This window comes from Liquorilactobacillus mali, assembly GCF_001437155.1.
Taxonomy (GTDB): Bacteria; Bacillota; Bacilli; order Lactobacillales; family Lactobacillaceae; genus Liquorilactobacillus; species Liquorilactobacillus mali_A.
This window is the reverse complement of sequence record NZ_JQAR01000022.1, coordinates 15,816-36,312: the sequence shown is the minus strand read 5'-3', so window position 1 is coordinate 36,312 and position 20,497 is coordinate 15,816. Positions and strand designations below refer to the sequence as shown.

The 20,497-nt window shown below is 36.5% G+C and carries 18 protein-coding genes; 2 read left to right on the top strand and 16 right to left on the bottom strand.

Annotated elements, in window-relative coordinates; all coding sequences use genetic code 11:
- Nucleotides 1-263: 263 nt before the first annotated feature.
- The 11 genes from lysS to pth all read right to left on the bottom strand — a co-directional run bounded on the left by lysS (nt 264) and on the right by pth (nt 13,978).
- On the bottom strand, nt 264-1,763 hold the full coding sequence (lysS, locus tag IV36_RS09070) for a lysine--tRNA ligase (protein WP_156648657.1): 1,500 nt from the start codon (nt 1,761-1,763) through the stop codon (nt 264-266).
- An 86-nt stretch (nt 1,764-1,849) separates the two neighbouring features.
- On the bottom strand, nt 1,850-2,734 hold the full coding sequence (gene hslO / locus IV36_RS09065) for an Hsp33 family molecular chaperone HslO (protein WP_056991863.1): 885 nt from the start codon (nt 2,732-2,734) through the stop codon (nt 1,850-1,852).
- A gap of 103 nt (nt 2,735-2,837) precedes the next feature.
- Nucleotides 2,838-4,895: an ATP-dependent zinc metalloprotease FtsH gene (ftsH, locus tag IV36_RS09060; protein ID WP_056991862.1), complete on the bottom strand. Its 2,058-nt coding sequence runs from the start codon at nt 4,893-4,895 to the stop codon at nt 2,838-2,840.
- An 84-nt stretch (nt 4,896-4,979) separates the two neighbouring features.
- Nucleotides 4,980-5,522, bottom strand: a complete 543-nt coding sequence (gene hpt / locus IV36_RS09055) for a hypoxanthine phosphoribosyltransferase (protein WP_056991859.1) — start codon at nt 5,520-5,522, stop codon at nt 4,980-4,982.
- A 14-nt stretch (nt 5,523-5,536) separates the two neighbouring features.
- Nucleotides 5,537-6,889 carry a tRNA lysidine(34) synthetase TilS gene (gene tilS, locus IV36_RS09050; protein ID WP_056991857.1) on the bottom strand — a complete coding sequence of 451 codons (1,353 nt, stop codon included), beginning with the start codon at nt 6,887-6,889 and terminating at the stop codon, nt 5,537-5,539.
- A 58-nt stretch (nt 6,890-6,947) separates the two neighbouring features.
- Nucleotides 6,948-7,451 carry a S1 domain-containing RNA-binding protein gene (locus tag IV36_RS09045; protein WP_056991855.1) on the bottom strand — a complete coding sequence of 168 codons (504 nt, stop codon included), beginning with the start codon at nt 7,449-7,451 and terminating at the stop codon, nt 6,948-6,950.
- An 82-nt stretch (nt 7,452-7,533) separates the two neighbouring features.
- Entirely contained in the window at nt 7,534-7,923 is a 390-nt protein-coding gene (locus IV36_RS09040) for an FtsB family cell division protein (protein ID WP_056991853.1), read from the bottom strand.
- 77 nt (nt 7,924-8,000) lie between these two features.
- A complete protein-coding gene (locus tag IV36_RS09035) occupies nt 8,001-8,267 on the bottom strand; it encodes an RNA-binding S4 domain-containing protein (RefSeq protein ID WP_056991851.1) in 267 nt (88 codons plus the stop codon).
- On the bottom strand, nt 8,267-9,850 hold the full coding sequence (locus IV36_RS09030; protein ID WP_056991849.1) for a putative polysaccharide biosynthesis protein: 1,584 nt from the start codon (nt 9,848-9,850) through the stop codon (nt 8,267-8,269). Before IV36_RS09030 ends, IV36_RS09035 begins: the two co-directional genes overlap by 1 nt.
- The gene (mfd, locus tag IV36_RS09025) at nt 9,831-13,388 is read right to left on the bottom strand and encodes a transcription-repair coupling factor (protein WP_056991847.1); all 3,558 of its coding nucleotides are present in this window, start codon (nt 13,386-13,388) and stop codon (nt 9,831-9,833) included. The genes IV36_RS09030 and mfd overlap by 20 nt, the downstream gene beginning before the upstream one ends.
- Nucleotides 13,389-13,414: 26 nt before the next feature.
- Nucleotides 13,415-13,978 carry an aminoacyl-tRNA hydrolase gene (gene pth / locus IV36_RS09020; protein WP_056991845.1) on the bottom strand — a complete coding sequence of 188 codons (564 nt, stop codon included), beginning with the start codon at nt 13,976-13,978 and terminating at the stop codon, nt 13,415-13,417.
- Nucleotides 13,979-14,237: 259 nt separating this feature from the next.
- Between pth and IV36_RS09015 the strand changes: the two genes are divergently transcribed.
- A complete protein-coding gene (locus IV36_RS09015) occupies nt 14,238-15,200 on the top strand; it encodes an L-lactate dehydrogenase (protein WP_056991843.1) in 963 nt (320 codons plus the stop codon).
- 265 nt (nt 15,201-15,465) lie between these two features.
- Entirely contained in the window at nt 15,466-16,101 is a 636-nt protein-coding gene (gene cbpA, locus IV36_RS09010) for a cyclic di-AMP binding protein CbpA (protein WP_056991841.1), read from the top strand.
- A gap of 310 nt (nt 16,102-16,411) precedes the next feature.
- On the opposite strand, the gene IV36_RS09005 is transcribed toward cbpA, so the two are convergent.
- The 5 genes from IV36_RS09005 to cshA all read right to left on the bottom strand — a co-directional run bounded on the left by IV36_RS09005 (nt 16,412) and on the right by cshA (nt 20,481).
- A complete protein-coding gene (locus IV36_RS09005) occupies nt 16,412-16,780 on the bottom strand; it encodes a type II toxin-antitoxin system PemK/MazF family toxin (RefSeq protein WP_056991838.1) in 369 nt (122 codons plus the stop codon).
- Nucleotides 16,777-17,046, bottom strand: a complete 270-nt coding sequence (locus IV36_RS09000) for a hypothetical protein (protein WP_003687292.1) — start codon at nt 17,044-17,046, stop codon at nt 16,777-16,779. The genes IV36_RS09005 and IV36_RS09000 overlap by 4 nt, the downstream gene beginning before the upstream one ends.
- Nucleotides 17,047-17,126: 80 nt before the next feature.
- Nucleotides 17,127-18,248 carry an alanine racemase gene (alr, locus tag IV36_RS08995; protein WP_056991836.1) on the bottom strand — a complete coding sequence of 374 codons (1,122 nt, stop codon included), beginning with the start codon at nt 18,246-18,248 and terminating at the stop codon, nt 17,127-17,129.
- 20 nt (nt 18,249-18,268) lie between these two features.
- Entirely contained in the window at nt 18,269-18,631 is a 363-nt protein-coding gene (gene acpS / locus IV36_RS08990; RefSeq protein WP_056991869.1) for a holo-ACP synthase, read from the bottom strand.
- 341 nt (nt 18,632-18,972) lie between these two features.
- Nucleotides 18,973-20,481: a degradosome RNA helicase CshA gene (gene cshA, locus IV36_RS08985; protein ID WP_056991834.1), complete on the bottom strand. Its 1,509-nt coding sequence runs from the start codon at nt 20,479-20,481 to the stop codon at nt 18,973-18,975.
- Nucleotides 20,482-20,497: the final 16 nt, after the last annotated feature.

Sequence of the window (20,497 nt, the reverse complement as noted above, 5' to 3'; positions counted from 1 at the left end):
TGATTTGTCGAAACTTTGTTCAGTTTTCAAAGGTCTACTTAATTGCTTAACGCAACTTTTATATAATACCATGTTTAACAACAACTGTCAAACACTTTTTTTACTTAGTCCATTGTTTCAAGCCATCAGCCGAAACAAGTAACAAAAAATATTATACACCGTTATAGCTCTTTAGTCAATATTTTCACAATAAAAAAGACCGAATATTTTATTCGATCTTCTCCCTAAACAATATAAGCATTCTTTTATATCTATCAGTCTAATTATTTATTACTTTCATCTGTTCTCAATGTTGGGAAAAGCAAGACGTCACGAATAGAAGGTGCATCAGTCATCAGCATTACCAAACGATCAATCCCAATTCCTAATCCTCCGGTTGGCGGCATCCCATATTCCAATGCCTCCACATAATCTTCATCAATACCTTCAGCCTCATCATTTCCAGCCTCACGCTCTTCAACCTGAGCCTCGAATCGGCTTCTTTGATCTATGGGGTCATTTAATTCTGTAAAGGCATTTGCGTACTCATTTCCAAGAATGAACATTTCAAAACGATCTGTAAACCTAGCATCTTTTGCATTCTTCTTTGCTAATGGTGAAACTTCTACTGGGTGTCCATACACAAAAGTTGGATCCACTATTTTGTCTTCACAAAAAGTTTCAAAAAATTCATTAATAATATGTCCCACTTTCCAATACTTTTCATAATGAACACCTTTTTCATCAGCAATTTGTCTAGCTTGTTCAATTGACATTTCTTGCCAAAAATCAACACCAGTTTCTTCCTTTATCGCATCCACCATATGCACACGCTTGAATGGTTTGTTAAAATCAACTTTTTCTCCCTGATATTCAACTGTACCATCTTTCGTTACTACTTTTGCTGCAGCCTTAAATATTCCTTCGGTTTCGTCCATAACATCTGTAAAATCAAAGTATGCAGCATACGATTCCAACATTGTAAACTCAGGATTATGCTTTGTATCGATTCCTTCATTTCTGAATACACGGCCAATTTCATAAACTCGTTCCATTCCACCAACAATCAGTCTCTTCAAATGTAATTCGAGTGCGATCCTAAGATAAAGCGAAATATCCAAAGCATTATGATGTGTAATAAATGGACGCGCAGCAGCACCACCAGCTTGATTATGCAAGACAGGCGTTTCAACTTCAGTAAAATTATTATCATCAAGATAACGTCTAATTGCTGTTATGATCTTGCTTCTCTTCATAAAGCGCTCAAAGCTGTCTCTGTTTGCGATCAAATCTAAATAACGTTGACGGTAAATCTGTTCTACATTTTGTAAACCATGAAACTTGTCGGGTAATGGGCGAAGTGCTTTTGACAAAAATGTGATATCTGTCACTTTCAGTGTCAATTCGCCCATATCTGTCTTAATCACTTCTCCAGTAAGACCCAAATGATCTCCTAAATCAGACCGTTTGAAAATATGATACTCTTCTTCACCAACAACATCTTTACGGACATACAATTGCAAGCGACCATCTTTATCTTGAATATCAGCAAAACCAACTTTTCCTTTTCCTCGCTTCGCAACCATTCTTCCTGCAATCGTTGCTTTAATATCTAATTCCTCTAATTCTTCTTTTGTCTTTGCATCATATTGATCATGTAATTCTTTAGTCATTGCTGTTCGCTCAAACCGATGACCAAATGGATCAATTCCCTCCGCTCGCAACTCATCCATTTTTTCACGCCGAACTTTCAGCTGATCATTCATACTTTGTTCCTTAACCAAAATTATCCCTCCAAAAAATTACTCACTTTATATATTGCCCAATTATGACACAAAAAGCAAATCTAATTTTATTATATTTTAAAATTCTACTTTTGAATACCATTTAATAGTTTCTGCAACTCAATTTCTGTAAAAGTATACTTTTTTTTGCAGAAATGACAGACTGCTTCTGCGCCATGATCTTCTTCTATCATCAATTTCAGGTCAACCGGTGAAATACTGGCAAGTGCTTTTGCAAAACGTTCTTTAGAGCAATCGCACCTATAACTAATTTCAACTTTGTCCAAAACTTGTGTATTTTCCCTACCACAAATGCGATAAATCATTTCTTCTGGTGTAATTTTATTTGCCATCATTACTGAGATTGCAGGTAAATTAGCAATTTGTTCTTCGATTTTTGTCAGAACTTCATCACTTGCTCCAGGCATTACTTGAACCATAAAACCTCCAGCAGTTCTAACTGAATTATTCTTATTAACAAAGACCGAAACACCAATCGAAGAAGGAATTTGTTCAGATTTTGCCATGTAATAGGTGAAATCTTCCCCTAACTCTCCAGAAACAAGGGGGACCTGTCCAGTAAATGGTGTTTTAAGTCCGAGATCCTTTGTAATTTGCAGTAATCCGTTGCTTCCAACTGCACCCTTCACATCAATCTTTTTTTTATCATTCAACGGTAAATTGACATGTGGGTTTTGCAAATAACCTTTTAGATCCCCAGTCGCAGTTCCATCAATCACAATTGTTCCGGTCGGTCCATCGCCCATAACCTTCACAGTCATTTTATTATCGCCCTTTAACAGGGATTGACTAAGTAAACTAGTAGCCGTGATTGCACGACCAAATGCAGCTGTAGCAGCACTCCACGAATCGTGTATCCTTTGTGCCTCTCTAACAGTCTCTGTTGAATTTACAGCATACACTCTTAATTGACCATTAAATGCCAACGCTTTTATCAAATAATCAGCCATTGATCTCTTCTCCTCAAATATTGTGTTAGCTCCATGATAGCAATAAAAAACAGATGATTTCAACACAAAATCATCTGTTTTTAAATGAAAAACCATTTTGCTATTAAGATTTGTCCTTTGGATAAAATGTTACAGTCTTCGTTAAATCTTCATCGGCTGTTTTTTCATTTTCCCGCTGTTTTTCTTCTTCTTTTCTTTTTAGAGCTTCTTTTGATTCTTCAAATGTTGCAGCTTTTTCACTAGGAAATTCTGCATTTCGTTTAACCGGCATCTCGCCTGTCTCGAATAAGCTTAAGATTTGTTTCTCATCGAGAGTTTCATATTCAAGCAATGCTTCTGCAATTATCTTATGCTGCTTACGATGTTCCTCAATAATTTGCTTAGCTGATGCCATTCCTTCATTCAATAAGGCCTTAACTTCATCATCGATCAAGTTCGCTGTTTGTCCTGAGTAGCTTGCTTGACCCGGCATTCCGCCACCGGCAAACATATTACTTTGGCCCTCATATTGAACCGGTCCAAGTTTTTCACTCATCCCATACTCGGTAACCATCGCTCTAGCAAGCTGCGTAGCTTGCTGGAAGTCATTTGACGCCCCAGATGATTGTTCACCATAAACAATCTCCTCAGCAGCACGACCACCCATCAAACCGGCAATCTGCTCCTTCAAGTCATGTTTTGAGAGCAACATTTGGTCTTCCTTTGGAAGCATAATTGCATATCCACCAGCACGACCACGCGGTACAATCGTTACTTTATGAACAATCCGTGCTTCGTTGAGAATCAGGCCAACAACTGTATGTCCTGCCTCGTGATAAGCAACCGTTTCTCTTTCCTTCTTGCTAATTACGCGATCTCTCTTTGCAGGTCCCGCGATTACACGATCTTCTGCTTCATCAATATCTGAAGCATCAATCTGTTTCTTGTCACGGCGTGCAGCCAAAAGAGCTGCTTCATTAAGCAAGTTCTCTAAATCAGCACCAACAAATCCAGGTGTTTGCTTGGAAACCATCTTTAAATCAACATCATTTGCTAATGGTTTGTTCTTGGCATGTACCTTCAAGATAGCTTCGCGTCCTTTAACATCAGGACGGCCAACTAAGATCTTACGATCAAAACGACCTGGTCTCAATAATGCAGGATCCAAAACATCTGACCGGTTCGTTGCAGCCATGACAATTACACTCTCATCGTCCTCAAAACCATCCATTTCAACCAGTAATTGGTTAAGTGTTTGTTCACGTTCATCATGTCCGCCGCCCATACCATTACCACGTTGGCGACCAACAGCATCGATTTCATCAATAAAGATGATTGATGGTGCACTCTTTTTCGCATTTTCAAATAAATCACGCACACGGCTTGCCCCGACACCGACAAACATTTCAACAAAGTCGGAACCTGAAATGGAATAAAATGGTACACCCGCTTCACCAGCAACAGCTTTTGCAAGCAGCGTCTTACCTGTTCCAGGGGGACCCTCAAGTAGAACTCCTGAAGGAATCCTAGCTCCCAATGACAGAAATTTATGCGGATCTCTCAGAAATTCAACAACTTCGACAAGTTCTTGTTTCTCTTCTTCTGCACCAGCAACATCGGAGAAACGTACTTTATTCGCTTTTTTGTCGACCGGTTTGGCCTTTGACTTACCAAAGTTCATGACACGGCCACTACCGCCGCCTTGTCCTGCTTGACCCATCATCATGTAGAAGAAAAATATAAAGAAAATTACTGGTAATAAGTAAATAAGCAGTTGTAACCATAGGCTACTAGACTCTTCTTCCTTGGCACCATTCTTCACATTGTTCTTCTCAGCATATTGCTGAATCTGCTTAACAGCAACATCATTAGTCAACACATTAGTTGAAAATGATGTTACCTTGCTGCTGCCAGAAGTAAAACTTCCTAGGCCTGTTGCTTCTTTAACTTTATGTGCCTTTTTATAGTCACCTGTAATTTTATAAGTACTTCCAGAAGGTTGCATTGTAAAATCTTTAATATTATCCTTCTTTAACTCACTAATAAATTGGCTTGATTGGATTTGTTGGGATTGGGAACTTGTTTTACCACCAAAAAAGTAGTACAACATCCCCATTACCCCAAGGAAAATCACAATATAAAATAGACTATTTCTAAAAAGTCCATTCTTGTTATTGTTCATCTGCTTCCTCCTCGTTTACTACACGGATTGCTACGGTCAAACAGGTAGCGCATAAATCATAACACACTTGACTATTATTGACCATTAATTGTTCTCATAAATTTCTTCTTTTAAAATACCAACATATGGAAGGTTACGGTACATTCCCTGATAATCAAGTCCATATCCAACTACGAACTCATTTGGCACCTGAAAACCTACGTAATCTGGAACTACGCCTTCGACTCTTCGCTCAGGTTTATCCAACAATGTACAAATCTTTACAGACTGTGCTTTACGATGTTTCAAAAGACTAACTATACACTGCAGCGTCTTTCCAGTATCAATAATGTCCTCAATAATTAGAACATTTCGTCCTTCGACTGGTACATCCAAGTCTTTAATTATTTTGACTTCTCCTGACGAAACTGTTGAATCACCGTAACTTGAAACATCCATGAAATCAATTTCGGTGTATGTATCCATTCTTCTGATGATATCTGCCATAAATAAAATAGCACCCTTCAGTACACAAATGACTAAAGGTTTCTTACCCGCATAATCGATAGTCAATTGTGCACCAATTTTCTTTGAGATTTCTTCTATTTGTTCCTTACTATAAAGAATCTCTTTGATATCCTCGTTCATATTCAACCTCATTTCTAGATTTTATTCCTAAAAATTATCATGTATTGCATTTTATCATTTCCCGGACTCTCTGACAAATCTGATTTTCTAACATTTGGTACCCATAAAACCAAGTTTTCTTCGGTAGTAATTACCCATATTTTTTCACGAATATCTTGGGGAATTTTATCATCAATCAAGATTTTTTTTAACTTCTGTGTTCCAACCTTAGTATGAATCCTGTCTCCTTGATTGCGATGCCTAATCGTTAGGGGTAATAATTGTGGATCCGAAAAATAAAATACCTGATCCGTCGCAAGAAGTGCCGGTTTTTTATTTAAAAAAACACCTACCTCTTCATTTTCATTAAGAAAAGTCCATCTATCTAATTTTAACCTATAATTGCCCTTAATTTCATCTTTAATTTGATATTTATTATCAAAATAAAATAAATCATACTTTTTGACCAAGAACTTATTCATTCCAACCTCAATAAATCCTTGTGGCTTTTTGGAATTGCCTAAAAACTGTTCAATTTGATTCACATTATCTTCATTAAGTTTCTTTGAGTAATTCTCAAGTAACTTCTTCAGTACTAAAGTTCTCCAACTTTTACTCAATGATAGCCATGTATCAACTGAAAAAGTATCTTCTCCAACATGCATCTCTACCAAATAATTGTCTATTTTTTCCTCAGCTGCTCGCATTAAAATTGAAAGTTGACGTTCATATGATTGCACATGTTCCAAAAACTTGGGATTTTCATTCTTCAGCTTAGGAACAATCAAATGCCTGATTCTATTTCTCAAATAGTCATTTGAATTGTTGGTTACATCCTCAAAATAAGTAAGCCTTCTTTTAGCTGCATATTCCCGGATTTCATCTTTTGAATAACTCAACAAAAGCCTTACCAAATATCCATCAGCAAATTTCCTTGTGGCTCTGATTCCCTGTAACTGCTCAATATTGCCTCCTCTTATGAGTTTCATAAGAAAAGTTTCTGCTTGATCATCCGCGTGATGTGCCGTTAACAAGATCTTAATTCCGGTTTTCTTCATAACATCTGCGAAAAATTTATATCTGAAGCTTCTTGCTGCTGCCTCTATTCCGGTATTAGGATGGGTTTCAACTTTCCATTCACTGCAATGAAGTTTAATACGATGTTCCTTGCAAAAGTTTTTGATAAATCTTGTTTCCTCTTGACTCTCTGGCCTTAACTTATGATTTACATAAGCTACTTCGATATCTGGTCTAACACTTATCGGTAGTGTGCTTAATAGATCAAGCAGAGCCATTGAATCAACGCCTGTCGACACGGCCACCAACACCTTTTGCTCAGGACAATACTTTCTAAAATTATTAAAAAAACTCTGTGTTAAATTTATCATATACTCAACCTACTAAAAAAACGATTGTTGTTTACGACAACAATCGAATTTATTTGATTTAACTACGACGACCACCACGGCCGCCACGCTTACCTTCTGTATTTCGTTTTAATGATGTCAGGCGAACTTCGCTATCTTTCAAAAAACCTGATAGTAACGAATCAAAATCCGTTTTCTTAGCTTCATTTGCTTTTTTATATTCTGTTTTTTTATAACTTTGTCGATGTCCACTGGAATTATGTGTTTTCACATCTGTTCCACCAGAATGATAATTATTTCCGCGCTCCGTTCGATTTGTACGTGAAGCCTGTGTTTTCTCCCGTGAAGGAGCAGCTGCCTTTCGAATTGAGAGACTGATCTTTCCATCTTCAGCAATTGACAAAACTTTGACTGTAACCTCATCGCCGACGCTCAAAACATCGTGAATGTCCTTAACATATCCGTCAGATACTTCGCTGATATGGACTAACCCGTTCTTTTTATCGCCCAAATCAACAAACGCACCGAAATTCGTTATCCCTGAAACCTTGCCTGTAACCTTAGCTCCCACTTCAATTGACATAAAAATGTTGCTCCTCCTTAAACTATATACATCTTAGTATAACACGCAAACGCTGGTATGCAATAGGTTAAGGACTATCAAATCATTTTTGTCCCAGGCTATTATTCGGTAAACTATAGATTGTTTCGCCATCTTTTGAATAATAATATTTCTCCCTGATTATCTTTTCAAGATAGTTTTCATCGTTTAGCTGTTTTACTTTTTCCTTTAAGCTTGCCCTTTGTGCCCTAACACTATCAAGTTTTTTTTGGGATACATTTATTTGTTTGTTTAAATTGCTTGTTAATAACTTTGTATTTACAATTTGGTAACCAAAAAATGTCATTATCAGGAAAAACGCTAGGATAACTATGATAAACCGCTTTTTATGGACTCGTTTGACTCGCATTTGATAATCATTTTGTCTTTGCTTTTCTTCGTTAGCACGATAAAAAGAATTATTTAATGTTCTTATTTTCTGACCTGCTGCCATCTCAAAAGCTACCCCTTTCCTAGCATTACCACCTCATCATTATAGCAATTTTAACTCCGCAAAGTCTATTAATTTACTTATTTGAAATTTTCCTTAAAGTCTTCAGCAATGATTTCGTATAGCTGTGTAGCCTCATCCTTTTTTACTGTTTCTTTCAAAGAGGTCACCCTTACACTTAACGTCTTGTTGCCAAAAGAAATAACCAGCTCATCTCCAACAGCAATATCAGTTGATGACTTTGCTGTTTTGCCGTCGACAGTAATTCTGCCTTTATCTGCGATTTCTTTTGCAACGGTTCGCCTTTTTATAATACGCGAAACTTTCAAAAATTTATCTAACCTCATTAATTATCCATCCTCTTCCTGAAAATTTTCAAAATGTATTCTCCACCAGGAATGTTTCTCCATTCCTGCTCACTAAACAAGTTACCATACCTGGTTGCACCTACATAAAAAATTGCTCCTATTAATACTCCGATAATACACTGGATGAAACTGTCTACTCGTGAATTCCCAAGTAAATTAGTCAAATTAAGCAAATTAAGTATGAAGAAAACCGCAACAGTCATTATTATGGAACATCCAATGACCCTTATCATAAATCGTTTATTCAACTTCCGGCTAAGCCCCATTTTCTTCAATGATGTTCCCGATAAAAATGTACCTATCGCCATACTCAAAACACTAGAAAGAGATGCCCCAACAAGACCCAAGTGCAACGTGAATTGATAACTTGTTAAAAACTTGACTAATATTATTGATGCTAGCACAATAATATTTTTTTTGTAATTATTTGTACTTTGTAATATTGAATTATCCAATAAAATAATTCCTGCAAAAATAATGGTCAGCATGCTTATACTAATTGCGGTACTGCCTTGTTCAGAAGAAAAAAGTGCCTTATTAAGACTTGGCATTAAGATTATTAATCCCACCGTCACGGACATGGACATCCATATGCAAATTCGATAAATCAACTGTATATTTTGTTCAAACTTTATCTTATCTTTTTCCACCTGATTCTTAATTAACATTGGCAATAAACTAGTTGAAAAACTGGTGGAAATAACCAGACCCAATTGGAGAAAAGTCTGTGAGCGGTCATAGACACCCTTTAAGTTTTCGGCATTTTGCATTGAATATCCAGCGGTCTGCAATGCCTTTTTTAGTGTAAAAGAATCTACTAATTGCAGCAATACTAAAATTCCTGCAAAAAGGCAAATTATTAATCCCTCAGAAAGTATCCCCTTTAAAACATCAATTATTACTGTTAAACTCTCTTTATGCCTAAATTTTAGAAGTTCCTCGAAAAAACTGGTAAAAAAAGCCAAGGCACAGATTGCTCCTACTATAGATCCTAGAAAAGCATAACTGCCAATTCGATAAAGCGACCAGCCATGTGCAATGCCAAAAAGTGCAGCAGCAATGATTATACATATACGAACCACTTGTTCGACTAACTGTGAAAAAGCTGTTGGCATCATCTCTTGCATTCCCTGATTGTATCCTCTTGCAACAGAAAGCAGCGGTACCAACAGATACAGCCATGATACACACCTTATTAGTTCGTCCAGTTTGTTGTCTCCCATCAGCTGGGCAATTTTAGCTGCTCCTAAATAGAGTACAGCAAAAATCAATATTCCAAACAAAAATAGTATCTTTAATAAGCTAGCTGCCTGTTGCTTTTTCCTAGTATCGCTTTTTTCCTTTGCAATTATCTTGGAAATATAGACTGGAAATCCGGTGAGACCTATTGTCATTGCAATCCCATATATTGGGTATATCTGCTGATATATATAAAAGCCTCTGTTTCCCACCAGATTTTGAAAAGGAACACGATAGATAGCACTTAAAATCTTTCCAACTAAAGCGGCAATCGTTAGCGTGGTTGCACCCTTAAGCACAAAATTAGATGTTTTGTTTTTCATGTTCTTTTACCTTTTTTGCTTTGTTTGCTTTTCTACTTAGTTCTTTAAACATTTCTGTCACGTCTGCAATATTTTGCTCCAATTTGCTTTTGGGCTGCAATGCTATGGCAATTTTCATTTTTTTCTGCTCAGATTTTAAAGTTGCTCTGAGATTAACTTTAGCGACAACTTCTAAATAATCTGCGGCACTATAAAATTCAAAAGCTTCCTCACTGAATGTTACGTTAATTTTTTTACTTCCATAATCCACTAGTTCAACAAGTGCCTTGTCAGCATACATCTTCATTAAAGCTAGTTGCAGCAAATTGTCAACTTCATTAGGATATTCGCCAAAACGGTCGATTAAATCTTCTTGAATTTCGAAGAACTGTTCCTCATTTTCAATTTGTCTGATTCGCTTATACAATTCAATTTTTTGCCGTTGATCTTCAACGTAACTTGATGGCAGATATGCTTCAATACCAATCCTAAGCTCAGCATCTGTCTTTTTGATCTCACTGATGCCTTTTTTCCGGGCAACCGCGTCCTTTAGCATCTGTGTATATAGATCATATCCAACTGAGTCTATAAAGCCGTGCTGCTGCTTACCCAGAAGATTTCCTGCACCCCTAATTGATAGATCACGCATTGCAATTTTGAAGCCTGAGCCCAATTCAGTAAAGTCCTTAATGGCCTCTAACCTCTTTTCACTGACTTCAGTAAGTACTTTATTTTCTTGATACATAAAATACGCATATGCAACACGATTGCTTCGTCCAACTCTGCCACGAAGTTGATATAACTGTGAAAGCCCCATCTTATCGGCGTCTTCTACAATTAAAGTATTTACGTTAGGAATATCGACTCCGGTTTCAATAATCGTCGTCGTAACTAATACATCATATTCACCAGCAATAAAATCGACAAGTATTCGTTCCAATTGTAGTTCTGTCATTTGACCATGGATGTATGCAACCTGTGCTTCAGGAACAAACGCCTTAATCTCGGCAACTGTCTTCTCAATATCAGCAACACGATTGTGCAGATAAAAAGCTTGCCCGCCTCTCGCCATTTCCCGGGAAATCGCATCTGCAACGGTTCCATAATTTTGCTCCATCACATAAGTTTGAATTGGGTATCTATTCATCGGTGCAGTTTCAATCACAGATAAGTCTCTAACTCCCAGCATTGACATATTCAGGGTCCTTGGAATAGGTGTTGCTGTCAACGTTAAAACATCAACTTGTGAGCGCAACTGTTTCAATTTTTCCTTGTGTTTGACCCCAAAGCGCTGTTCTTCATCAATAATCAAAAGACCCAAATCTGCAAATTTGACATCATTAGACAATAATCTGTGTGTCCCAACTACAATATCGATAACTCCATTCTTCAAGTCACTGATTGTCTGTTTCACCTGTTCTCTTGTTTGAAAGCGTGATAAAACAGCACTTTGAACTGGAAAATCTGCAAAACGACTCAGCATTGTTTCGTAGTGTTGCTGTGCAAGTACTGTCGTTGGAGCTAAAAAAGCAACCTGTTTCTGGTCTTGGATTGCCTTAAAAGCAGCTCTAAGTGCAACTTCGGTTTTCCCATAACCAACATCACCAATTAATAAGCGATCCATGGGCACTTTTCTCTCCATGTCACGCTTTATTTCTGCACTGCTCCGTAATTGGTCTGGTGTTTCTGTATATGGAAAAGCATCCTCAAATTCTTTCTGGTATTCATTATCTGCTGAAAAAGCGAAACCTTGTTCCATTTCCCTTTTTGCATATAACTCAACTAATTCATCAGCAATATCCTCAATTTTAGAGGCAACACTGCTTTTTGTTTTTTGCCACTCCGAACCGCCCAACTTATTAATATGCGGAACCTTGGATTCTCCTGAAACATATTTCTGAATTCTATCAATTTGAGATACGGGAAGAAATAACTTTGCATCATCTCGATATACTATAGTTAGATAATCTTGATGTTTATTTTCTACTTCCATTGTTCTCATGCCGATATATTTGCCAATACCATGATTGATATGAACAACATAATCGCCTTCTTTTAACTCTGTGTAACTCTTTAGTCTTTCAGAATTCTCCATTGTTTGCCGCTTGGAAACTCTTTTTTTGGGCAGCTTATTAAATAACTCATTTTCTGTAATCACAACAAGATGCTCTTTTGGCAGCTCAAAACCGGTAGTCAGATTGGCCAATACCAATTGGATTTGTCCTTTTTTTATTTTGCCATCTGTCACGATTACCGACTTTATCGCAAAGTCTTCGAGGGTTGTCGCTATCTTTCTGAGCCTTTCTTTATCTGAGATCGAGATTATGACTGTCTGTTTTTGACTGGCCCATCTGTCAGTTTCCGCTTTCAAAAGTGGCATCTGCCCAAAGAAATTCTGCATTCCCCGAACTTGTAAATCAAGTTTTTGATTGAAAGTCAGCTGGCCCATTCCTTTTTCAAAAATTGATAAGAATAGGCTACGCTGTTTAATCTTTTTGATAATTTTTCTGATTGGTTCACCAAGAAGCTCATTTGAAAAAATTTTCCCCATTTCCACTTGAGATAACTTCCAGTTTGCATCGTCATCTCCGAGTACCTTTTCAGTATCCAAAAGCCTTGGATAATCATCTAAAATGAGTAGGCCATCTTCCGCCAAATAATCTGTAATGTTCGAATCTCCACTGATTATTTTATCTAAGAACACAGCATCACTTGGAAAAAGTTTTTGTCCCTTAATTCTTTCGAGCAGATTTTCAATGGTATCAGATAGTTTGTTATAACTTTCTTTATTTTTTAATGCATTTTTCTCATTACTTAAAGCATTATTTATATTTGCAATTGCACCTTTTATTTGTTCTTTTGAAATTAAAACATCGGTAGCAGGCAAAATTTCTACGTGTTTTATATTTTCAATACTTCTTTGCGTATTCATATCAAATTCACGCAAAGAATCGATTTCAGTATCAAATAAGTCAATCCTAATAGGATTAACCGTATTAGCTGGATAAACATCTACAATTGATCCTCTAACTGCAAAGTCACCAATTTTTTCGATTAATTTTGTTCGTTGATATCCCAACTCAACCAAATTATCAATTAACAGGCTTTGGTCAATATCGTTACCAATGGTTAAGTCAATTTTTGCTTTTTTCCATACATCAGGCAGTGGTACAATACTTTTTAGTCCTCTTGCTGAAGTAATCACGATTTTAGGTGTTTCTTGTTCCTGCAATGCTGTCAGCGCTTTTATTCTTTCACCGCGATATTCTGGTGAACTGATTGCAACCTCTGCTGCCATTGTCTCATCAACTGCAAATAAAAAAACTTGTTCTTTACCTACATAACCCAGCAGTTCCTTTTCTAACTGCTGTGCATGATGCAATGAATCTGTCACGAAAAGTATATTTTTTCTCTTTCTTTGCAGCAATTCTGCCAAAAATAAGGGCTTTGCAGATGCAATCAGCCCCGTCAAGAGATTTCTTTGTCCTTTTCCCTCATCTAAATTCTTCAAAAAGACATTAAGTTCGGGAATCTCCGTAAATATTTCTTGCAACTTCATCTTCTTTTAAAAACCCCCAAAATTATTTACTTGTGATTATACTTATTCATTGTTCCCATAAAATCATCAGTATCAATCCAATTATCTAAAGCCTCAAGTGCCTCGTTAATTCCACTCTCTAATTGATTCTGTTGTTCCTTAGTAAACCTAGACAGTACCCAATCAACAACACTCATTCGCTGCGGATGATCAATTCCTATTTTTATACGTTTGAATTCTTGTGTGCCAAGATGTGAGATCAGGCTTTTAATTCCATTATGTCCTCCAGCTGAACCCTTTTGGCGCAATCTTAAGTGTCCCACTGGTAAATCCATATCGTCGTGGATAATAATCACATCTTCCACTGGAATTTTATAAAAATCCATTAATGGACGCACACTTCTTCCGGACTCATTCATATAGGTAAGCGGTTTTGCCAAAATTATTTTTTCACCCTTGAACATAAAATCAGCCAAAGTTGCCTCATTTTTAACTTTATTAAAAGAAATTCCTTCCCTTTTGGCTAATTCATCCAAAACCATAAATCCTACATTATGTCTTGTACCATCATATTCTTTTCCAATGTTTCCTAAACCGACTATTAATTTCATTGTAAAAACACTCCATATCATTCTTTTTGAAAATTATTCTGTAAATATTTTGGGTAAAATCATCCTGATTTTCAAGAACAGCAAAAAGTCGGAACTTTAGCCAGTCCCGCTAGTTTAAGTATTTTGCTACGATTAAGAGTATACCATAATTTGACAAAGTGCTTCTGAAAAAAGTTTGAAAGTTTCTTCACATTTTTCAGAAAAACGTGCTATACTATGGTTGTGTTAATAATTTCACTAATGAAGGGAATGCATTATAGTGTCAGAAAACAAAAATCATCAAAAAGTTATTTTAGTCGGAGACGGCGCCGTTGGTTCTAGCTATGCTTACGCAATGGCTCTTCAAGGAGTTGCCGAAGAATTCGGTATCGTTGATGTTGTGAAAGAACGTACAGAAGGTGATGCTCTTGATTTGGCAGATGCAACAGCTTTGTCATATCCAAAGAAAATCTATTCTGCTGAATACTCAGATTGTAAAGATGCTGATTTAGTTGTTATCACAGCTGGTGCTCCTCAGAAGCCAGGCGAAACTCGTTTAGACTTGGTTAACAAGAATTTACGTATTCTTTCAAGTATTGTTAAACCAATCGTTGACTCCGGTTTTGATGGCATTTTCCTTGTTGCTGCTAACCCAGTTGATATCTTAACATATGCTACTTGGAAGTTATCAGGTTTCCCTAAGAACAAAGTTATTGGTTCAGGTACTTCTCTTGATACTTCACGTCTACGTGTTGCTCTTGGTGAACTATTTGATGTCAACGACCCACGTTCAATCCATGCATACATTATGGGTGAACATGGTGACTCTGAATTTGCAGCTTACTCAGCAGCAACAATCGGTGGACTTCCAGTTCTAGATTGGGCTAAGAAGAATAATGTAACTACTGAACAACTTGCTAAAATTGAAGATGATGTCCGTAATAAGGCATATACAATTATCAGCAAGAAAGGTGCTACATTCTACGGTGTTGCTACTGCATTGGCTCGTATCTCTAAAGCTATCTTGCGTGATGAAGATGCCGTACTTCCTGTTTCAGTATACATGGATGGTCAATATGGCTTGAATGACATCTACATTGGCACACCAGCTGTTATCAACGGTCTTGGGGTTGCACAAATTCTTGAAGTTCCTCTTAATGAAGAAGAAAGCAAGAAGATGACTGATTCAGCAACAACTCTTAAAAAAGTTCTTACAGACGGTCTTAAGACAATCGAAGCATAATTTTTGTAATTACTTGTATCTTAAAAAAATGTATTAGAAAAAAGATTGAAATTTAAACTTCCGTTTTTATTTCAATCTTTTTTTTTATTAAAAAATCTCGATTCTAGAGACATTTTCTCCCAATATTGTATTCAAAGAGCATTAATGATCTTTGAACAGTATCATAATCCTGAATAAATTGAAAAAAATTCACTTTAGTTCTCTTTTTAATATCATTTTATGATAATATAGATTAGAAGTTTTTAATCGATGGAGGAGTTATTATATGCTATTCAAGTCTTTAGTACACAAAAAAAAGGATCTAACAACTGTCCGTGAGGATGTTACTTTGGAACAGGCATTAGAAATCCTGGAAGATTCAGGGTATCGTTGTGTCCCAATTCTGGATGAAACGGGCCAGATTTTTCGTGGAAATATTTATAAGATGCACATCTACCGCCATAAGTCACGTGGTGGTGATATGAACCTTCCAGTAACTTACTTATTAAAAAATGCTACAAAATTTGTAACACTTGACTCAGCCTTTTTTAATATTTTCTTCTCAATCAAGGATCTACCTTATATTGCGGTTCTTGACGAACAAAACTTCTTTTATGGTATTCTAACTCATTCTAGTTTATTGAATATGCTTTCACAATCTTGGAATGTTGATATTGGAAGTTATGTATTAACCGTTATTTCTTCAGATGAACGCGGTGATCTTGTCGAAATGTCTAAAATCATCACAAAGTACACTGCTATTGCAAGCTGCATAACTCTGGATGTTGAAGACAAGGGACTAGTTCACCGAACATTGTTCACACTTCCAGCTGGTGTAACTTCTGAAAAGCTTGAAAAAATAATATCTAATCTTGAAAGAAAGAGTTTTAAAGTTTCTGAAATAGAGGACCTACAAGTCTAAGTACTAATTTCGTGCTATCTATTACACTTGTCTTCGATCATTTTGTAGTCAAACCAGAAAGATCAGATTATTGAAAATAGATACACTTGCTAATAAAAAAAGGAGCCGAATCAAAAGTCATCTTTTGATTCAGCTCCTTTTTTTCGTATAAACATGTTTCAAAAGTCAATTTTTCGTTCAATCTCGAATTAATACTCGAATCTCATTGCCTTATGTTATACTCTCTTCTAACTTACTATTAATTTACTACTCAGACGTGTTTTTACCCATTCGTTAGGTAACAGTCCTCTCTGACAAACTTCTATGTACACTACTTATTATGTATATCTGTCAGTCCCAAGCTGACATCTAGTGCTTGATTAATCTCGTTCATTTCTAGTTCACTAATATGTGCAATCTTATCTTTTAATCGCTGCTTATCAATTGTTCTAATTTGTTCCAACAATACGACTGAATCCTTCTCAATCCCCACTTCAGCAGCAACCAGCCCAACATGTGTCGGCATCTTAGGCTTCTGTATCTTCGCTGTAATTGCAGCAACAATGACAGTCGGACTATAACGATTACCAATATTATTTTGAATAATCAAAACTGGACGCATTCCGCCTTGCTCAGAGCCAACCACTGGTGACAAGTCTGCATAAAAAATATCACCACGTTTAACTTCATCAGTTGTCATATAACCCCTCGATCTTTATTTTCATATTCTGTTTCACAATCGCATCCAATAAATTCATCACAAATTTTCTTATTTAACGGTCCCATTTCCTTATAGCCACTAATCAACTCGTCTAAAATATAGCGGTGTGCCTCTACATACTCAGCAACAACATTATCTTCTTCTAAGTCTTTTCTATTGATAGAATAATAATCACAATAAACAGAAATTCTCTCATTATTATCACTACTTATATCCTCAGTCATACTTTCAAATCGATATGCCATTTTGCGACCCCCAACTATATTTTATCCATCAATGATACCACAAATTCGTATTAATGTAACATTAAAGTCTTAGTTTATTCTTAATAAATTCTTGGAACGCGTTCCGAAATCAAACAAATAACTTCATAATTAATTGTTCCAACTTGATTTGCAACATCTTGTACTCGAATTTCTTTTTGACCCTCTTTACCTATCAAAGTTACAGTTGTACCAACTGAAACTTCATGAGGAACCTTAACCATGATTTGATCCATGCAGACTCTACCAACAATTTCACAAAAATTACCAGCAATCAGAATTTTGAATCCTTGCATCTTCCTTAACCATCCATCTGCATAGCCAATCGGAATTGTAGCAATCCATTCATTCTCCTTTGCAGTATAAGTCTTCCCATAACCGACTGAATCGCCTTTTTTGATTCTCTTAATAGCAACAACTTCACTCAAAAGACTTATAGCTGGCTTAAACTCAGACGGTATGCTTAACTCATCCCCTGAAGGATTCAAGCCATACATTGTTATTCCAAATCGAATTGTATTACCTCCGCACTCCTTATGCCAAATTGATGCTGCAGAATTTGCTACATGAACATACTTAGGAAGCTCCTTTAAACAAGAAATAAGCTCGTTGAATTTGGCAATTTGCTGTTCATAATAGGCAACTGCTGTTTTTTTACCCGAATCAGCTGTTGAAAAATGGGTAAACACACCTTCGAAGTTAAATTCTGTATTATGTTGATTTATAAAATCAACTGCCTCCTTTAATTCCTGCTGTGTTCTGAAGCCAATTCTTCCCATCCCTGTATCTAACGCTAGATGAACAGATAATTGTAGTCCTTCATTTTTTAGTACTACTTGTGCATTCTTCAAAAAATCAATATCTCCAACTGCTGTCGAAATATTATTCTTTGCCATCAGCGGTGCATACTCAAATGGATTAACTCCAAGTACCAAAATTAGTTCCTCAAGCCCCACTTTTCGCAGCGCCAAAGCTTCATCAATTATTGCAACACAATAACCATCAACCCCAACTTCATGTGCTGCTTTTGCAACATCAACAATTCCATGACCGTATGCATTTGCTTTGACAACCGCAAAAATATTTTGATCACTTTCCATCTGCTTTTTTTCAACCGTTATATTATGCTTAATCGCACCCAAGTCAACTTTTGCATAAGTTTTCCGATGAATACCTACAACCATTTTCATAACTTCCTTTACAGTTAATTACTTTCTATAATAACTTCTGTCATTACCAATTTATCAGTATGTGAAATTGATATATGTGCTTTTCCATTCTTTAGTGGCTGTTTCGTAATTATTGGTCTTCCGCTTTTTTCGTCATTCAAAATTTCTACTTCCTGAAAACTGACTTGCTTTCCTATCCCTGTCCCATAGGCCTTGCTATATGATTCCTTAGCAGAAAAACGACCAGCTAAATATTCATTCTTCCTACGATTACTCATCTTCTCAAAATACTCAAACTCTGCAGCAGTCAAAATTTTTGCTGCAAAATTTTTGTGGCGCTCTTGGGCCTTTTGAATACGCGTAATTTCGGTTATGTCTATTCCAATTCCTTGAATCACACCACTCATCCTCTTAACGATCTTTATAGATCCCATTCTTCCGCTTTTTATGACAATTATCTTATCACAATTCTTACATTCACAAAAGATGACATCTGTTTGTTTCTACTTATGGGCAAGTCTATACTCCATTTTACTACTATAAATTATTTATGAGCCCTCCAAATTCAAATTTATTGTAGCTGGTACAAAAAAAGACCGAATCAAAAAATAATTTTGATCTAGTCCCATTTTTAATTCTTTATAAAATGCTCTATAAGTTAAAGTTCCCCGTCTCATCTAACTTCAGATTTTACTAACTTATACGCATCTTCAACCTTCAACATTATGGCTAAAACGACTTAGCCTTCTTTGGTTCTAATAGTAAACTTTCTTTTCTTCTTATTGTCGCGGTTGAACTTGTCGCGATTTTGATCTTTTTTTGGTTTACGACCATTACTATTTTTATAATTACCTGATTTATTGTCTCTTCTCTGATAACCGCCCTTATTTCTACGATTACGATCATGATGATTAGAAGATGCCTTCTTATGCCTTGGTAATGGTCTCTCAGGTGTAATTTTAACCGGAACCTCATTAGCAGTCGTCATTTCATTCAACAATGCTGCGACTAAATCCTGGACATCATATTTTTCCAACAACTCAGAAGTTTGTTTTTCAAATTTCTTATTATCAGTTTTCTTAACAAGATCGTCAATATCATCAATTGCGGAAGTAATTTGTCCATTGAACGCTTCTTGTTCCGTAGGTGGCTTCAGATTGCTCATACGTTTCTTTGTCAATTTCTCAATAACGCGTAAATAATCCATCTCATTTGGTGTTACGAAAGTAACTGAGACACCATGATGTCCTGCACGACCAGTACGACCAATACGATGAACATAACTTTCTGGGTCCTGTGGAATATCATAATTATAGACGTGCGTAACACCTGAAATATCAAGCCCACGTGCTGCAACATCAGTAGCAACTAAGATATCCAATTTGCCAGCCTTAAATTGCTTAAGAATACTCATACGACGTTGCTGTGACAAGTCTCCGTGAATTCCTTTAGCATTATACCCACGAGCTTCTAATCCCTTTGAAAGTTCATCTACACGTCTCTTAGTTCTACCAAAGACAATTGTAAGCTCGGGCGCTTGAACATCAAGAATCCTCGTCATTACATCAAATTTCTCAAAGTCACGCGAACGAACGTAATACTGGTCTACCAAATCTGTTGTTAGTTCCTTTGCCTTAATCTTAACAACACTTGGCTTATGCATAAACTTCTCGCCAATTTTTAGGATAGCTGGTGGCATAGTTGCAGAGAATAACAACGTCTGTCGTTTCTCCGGAACAGCTTTAATAATGCTCTCAATATCTTCAACAAATCCCATATCAAGCATTTCATCAGCTTCATCAAGCACCATCACATTGACAGAGTCGAGCTTGACAGTTCTTCTCCTGATATGATCCAAAAGACGACCTGGTGTACCAACCAAAATCTGTGGAGCTTTCTTTAATGAGTTGATTTGACGGCGAATATCCGCACCACCGTACACTACTTGTACCTTTGCATGCTCATCACGCCCTAAGCGGTATAACTCCTCTTGTGTTTGTATTGCCAACTCACGAGTAGGTGAAACAATTACTGCTTGTATTTCATTTTTCTTCGTATCAATCTTATTTAAAATTGGTAATCCAAAAGCAGCAGTTTTCCCCGTACCTGTCTGAGCTTGTCCAATAACATCCTCACCCTTCAAAACCAATGGAATTGTTTCTGCCTGAATAGGTGTTGCTTCCTCAAACCCACTACGGTTTATTGCCTTTAAGATGTTTTCTGAAAGACCAAGTTCTGTAAATTTCAAAAATTATTTCCTCCTG